The sequence below is a fragment of the Gardnerella sp. 30-4 genome (genome assembly GCF_001641215.1).
GTDB lineage: Bacteria > Actinomycetota > Actinomycetes > Actinomycetales > Bifidobacteriaceae > Bifidobacterium > Bifidobacterium leopoldii.
In genome coordinates, this window is sequence record NZ_LXJL01000112.1 from 1 (window position 1) to 5,092 (window position 5,092).

The 5,092-nt window shown below is 39.8% G+C and carries 2 protein-coding genes; both read left to right on the forward strand.

What is annotated here, in order from left to right:
* Positions 1–70 precede the first annotated feature (70 nt).
* A complete protein-coding gene (locus A5294_RS05845; protein WP_004119871.1) occupies positions 71–3,472 on the forward strand; it encodes a glycosyltransferase family 2 protein in 3,402 nt (1,133 codons plus the stop codon).
* Complete coding sequence (locus A5294_RS05850; protein WP_064340686.1) at positions 3,459–5,045, forward strand: DUF5719 family protein; 1,587 nt, start codon at positions 3,459–3,461, stop codon at positions 5,043–5,045. The genes A5294_RS05845 and A5294_RS05850 overlap by 14 nt, the downstream gene beginning before the upstream one ends.
* Positions 5,046–5,092 lie beyond the last annotated feature (47 nt).

Sequence of the window (5,092 nt, forward strand, 5' to 3'; positions counted from 1 at the left end):
ATGTATAAATTTATTTAGAATTACGACTTGTGTTTTGGTGGATACATACCCCCTGCGTAAACTGGTAAGTATGGATTCGATAACCGCTCATAATCTTACATTTGAAGACGAAGTTTTACAGGTGCTGTCATCTGCGAAAGATGCGCATCCTCATGATGTGGATTCGTCCATTATGGCAATGATGTGTGTGGAGCGAGATACTCGTTTTTATGTTGATACGTTACATGCAGTACTAAGTCAATCAATTCTTCCTGGAACTTTGGTAATAGTCGATTGTGCTAGTCGAGTAAAACAGACTATGCAAACGAATTTACAAATAAAAATTAATTCATCTATGCTTGCGGGAGCAATTAATACTAGAAAATCATTATTGCAGAATGCTAATAATATCGATTCCAATAATACAATTGATAGCGATTCAAAATATAGACCAAATACTAATCGCGTAAATAATGCTCGCGTAAACAATAGTGAAAATAAATCTGTACGCATAATTATTATTCCCATTTCTTATGCTCATTCTTTTGGAGATGCAATAGAAAAATCTTTGCGCAAGATTTTGCCTTGTGCAGGAGTTTCTGCATTATGGCTTTTGCACGATGATTCTCGTCCTGCAGACTTCCATTGCTTAGAATATTTGCGTGAAACTTGGCGCAATACTCCGACTGCATCAGTATTGGGAGCTAAACAAGTTGATTGGCAAGGAAATATCTTGCACAACGTTGGAATGTATGCTTGGCGTCACGGTGTTCATACTCTTACTGTTGACGGCGAGCCAGATCAAGAACAGTATGATGGGCGTGGAGATGTGTATGCAGTATCGCTAGCAGGTGCTTTAGTCACATTAACTGCATGGCAGACTTTACGCGGTACGCAACCATGGATGACAACTTTTGGCGAATCAAGAGATTTTTGTCGTAGAGTATGTCTATCTGGAGGTCGTGTTGTTGTAGTTCCTTCAGCTCGTATCGCACACAGGCGTGCAAGGTTAGAAGGTATCCGTACTCGTAACGGTGATGCTAGAAATCATAATAATTCAGGATCTAAATATGGTGTAGCAGCTTCTCTCGTAGCTAAGCAGCGTTACAAATACACTGATATTAGTATTTTTTTGTGGCCTCTTATATGGATTCTTAGTTTGCCTGCTTGTTTCGTTGGCGCTTTGCATTCGCTGTTTGCTAAACATCCTTATATAGCGTGGATCCGTCTGCTTTTGCCATGGCTTGCTATTATGCAATTACCTAGAGCAGTTTTTGCTCGCAGAAGGATTGCAAGGAATACTCGTGTTCCATTAAAGCGACTTGTTCCTCTTATCGCAGATCGTCATCAAGTTGCACGTTGGCGTGATCGTAGTTCTGCTTTCCAAGCTCAACAGCATTTCGTGCTGTTAAGTCCTCTAGCGAAGCGGCATTTGCATATTCGAGTGTTGCGTAGGTGGAGTGCTGTTATTCTTGCGTCTCTTCTTCTTTTTGCAGTCATATTGAATTTATATGGCTCTCCATGGCGTGAAATTTTAAGTGGCGCTTCTTGGAATGCGCAGCAATGGTTACCAACGGGTGCAGATTTCAATCAACTATGGAATTCTGCTATTGGTGCATGGGTTCCTGATGATGGTTTTGGACCTGCAATTCCTCCAGCACCATGGCTAAGTATTTGGGCAATCGCATCAACTGTGGTTGGTGCTAACCCGTTATTGGCTATCACATTAATGTTCTTCTTAGCTGCTCCAGCTATGTGTTTAAGTTTTTGGGCTCTTGCTGGCGTATTTACGCGCTCGGATACTGTACGTGTATGCGCTGGTATTTGCTGGACTATGATTGCTATTGCTTTTGGTTTGTTTGCACGCGGTGATTTGCCAATGTTAATGACTATGGCATTTTTGCCTGCAGCATTTGCTTTTGCGTTCCATGCTGTTGGAATGTACGTAACAGAAGATCCTGTGCGTCCTGTTAAATCCACTCAATGTGCAGCATGCGCAGCATTATGCTTTATGGTTCCAGTAGCTGCAGAACCGCAGCTTGTTTTGCCTCTTATTGTTATTTTTATTGCATCGTTTATTATGGTGCGCTCTCATCGTATTATGTTTGCGCTTATGCCTATACCATCGATAATTGTTCTGCTTCCTACAATAGGAAGTGCTATTAGATATGGCGAATCTGGAATGTGGCGTCAATTGTTCTCTAGTATGGCTTTGCCATTGAGAAGTGTGCAAGGTGCTCCACGCGTAAGCGATTACGCTGATGTTTTGTTGCACGCTTTTAATATGGCTTCTCCTAATGTTGAAATTAATATGCCATTGATGAGCTTAAGAACAATAATAATGGTAATTTTTGCAATTCTAGCTGTTGTTATGGTTGTTACGTCATTAACTTTGCCTTTTGCTTTGCGAGTTTCTCGAATGATGTGGGTTGTGATTATTTCCGGAATGCTGTTATCTCTTATTGCTGCTCGTGTTGTAGTTGCATCCGATATTTCGGGACCTGTTGCTGCAAGCGTTTTGCCTGGAGTCGCATTATCTACTGTCGGCATTTTATCTTGTATGTGCATGGTTGCCGGTCAAGCTGTTCGACGCTTTGAGCCACTACGTACTTCGAAGGAATCTGAGTCCCAAATTTTTGATAACTATAAAACTCGTGCAAGTAGACGTGCTGCAATGCGTCGTTCTGCGGCACAATTGTTGCAGCACATAATTCGCGTAGCACGCGCTGTTCTTGCAAGTGGCATGTTGACTATGGCGGTTCTTTTGGGTCTTTTTGCTGTATTGAGCGGACCTGCTACATCTATTTGCGCAAATAACAATGAGCTCCCTATGGTTGTTTCTGATTATTTGCGAAAAGACGATACTCGGCGAATACTTGCTTTAAGAGCTCAAAGTAGCCATGATTTGTCAATCTCTATTATGCGAACATCTAAGGGAGATGCAATAGACGAATCTCCAGCACTTCGTGTTAGACAAGTAATGTTTGGTGATTCATCAAGCAATAAAGCAATATATCGCGCCTCAGCACAATTGTTATCTCATGCAGATAATGGCGCAATTTCAACGTTAAAGCAACTTGGAATTGGCGGTATTTATATTGTTAATAGTTCAGAAAATAAGCAGGTTTCCCATAAAACTTCTATGTCAATACAACAATTGTTACATCCTTCTGTGCAAACTGTAAGTAATGTTAACAAAGAAGCTACTGAACAATTAATTGCACACGTTAACGCTTCTGACGGTACACAATTAGTTGTTTCATCACCGCAAGGAACTTATTGCAGATTTGATGGTGTGCCTGATTCTAAGTCGTTGTCTTCTACATCTCCGTATTATCGATCTAGGCCTCTTGCGTGGAGAGTTCCTTGGATTATTGTTTCTTCTATGGTATTACTGCTGTACTGTATTGTTGCCGTGCCTCGATTTGGCAGACATGCAATGATAGAACGTTCAGATGACAGGCATGAGGAGGAATTAGATGAACTGGCATAAAAATCCTCATGAGGGCTCTAAGCATGGTGAAGTAAATGCAGATGTAGATATTAATCGCAAGAACAAAATAGTCAGTATTGTCTCACTTGCTATTTTTAGTGCAATAATACTTATTGCTTCTGCATGTGTTGTTGCATTATGCTTACCAATGCCTCACTTTGTAGATAATCCTAATACTCCATCTAGTGGCGTTATAAGTAGTGTTGGTTCTACTCGTTTGCAAACTATTTGTCCTATTCGATTGTCTCTTCCAGATTTGACTCAATATGGTGATAGCGAATATAACGAATCAGAAGGCGATTTACAATCTTCTGCTCGTTATGGTGCTTTTGGAGATGTGTATAGTTCTAGCTTGCGTAACATACGAGATAACAATGATCAATCTATTACGTTGAATTCAAAATCAACTGATGATGATACGTCAGCTTTTATTGCTAACAATAATGTAAATCATGACGCTCAAGTTCTAGAAGGACATTTGTCACGAGTTGGATCTGGCACTGGAATATCTGCTTCCATGGTTTCATGGGCTACTAAAGGTGACGTAAAAGGTTTATCTGCAACTACCTGTTCCATGCCGTCTATGAAACAGACATTCCTAGTTCCAGAATCTGCTGATGGAATTTCTATTCGTTTAGAAGCATTTAATGCTGCTTCAAAATCTACTGTTGTTCGTGTTAAAGCTTGGTCTGCAGAACATGGCAACAATCAGTTAAATCTTTCTACAGGAAGTGCTTTTACTGTTCCTGCTCGTTCTCACGCATATTTTGATCTTGCTGCTGCTTCTCCTAAGACTTCTGGATTATACGTGCAAGTTGAAAGCGAACAGACACCTATAGCATCATTTGTAAAAGTCGTTCATATGAGTGGCTTATCTGTAAAAGGTGTAGATATTGTTCATGAATTAAGCACTCAATCTAATACAAATATTCTTTCAGGTATTAGTGAAGGCGATCAATCTAAGTTATATGTATGGCCAAATAAAGATGGTAATGTAACACTTTCATGGATGAATGATACAGGTTCTAAAGAAGTAAAGAATTTGACGTTAAAAGCACACCATTTGCAAGTTGTCGATCTTGGAAAAGTTCCAGAGCATGTTAATGCTTTGAGCGTAAGTGGAGATGTTCCTACTCAAGTAATGATGTCTATTACTAAAGATGGCAAAGATAATCAATCAGATGTAGCTTTTATTACACCATCTAGCGTGCAAGGTAGTGGCGCAATTGTTTCACCTGTTTCTGCTAATGAAACAGCTCTATACCTTTCTTCTTCAAGCGATAAAGATACTTCTGTGCGTTTGCAAGGATTTGATTTAAATGGTGTATTAGCTGCTACAAAAAACGTAACGATTCCTGCGAATGCATCTTTAAGAATTCCTGTTTCAGACATTTCGCACGATGTAGTTATGTTTATTGCGAAATCGCATAGCAAAGTTTCTTTGTCTGCCCGTATTCATAAAGATGAAATCGATAAGGCTGGTATAGCAGGTATTTCTTGGCTTTCTGCGCAATCTTTGGAGCCGCAAGAAATGAAGGTATACGTTAAAACTGACAATCATATTGTGCAATAATACGAATAAAAATATTGCTATAAGCGACTATAAATTAATTAAAATAC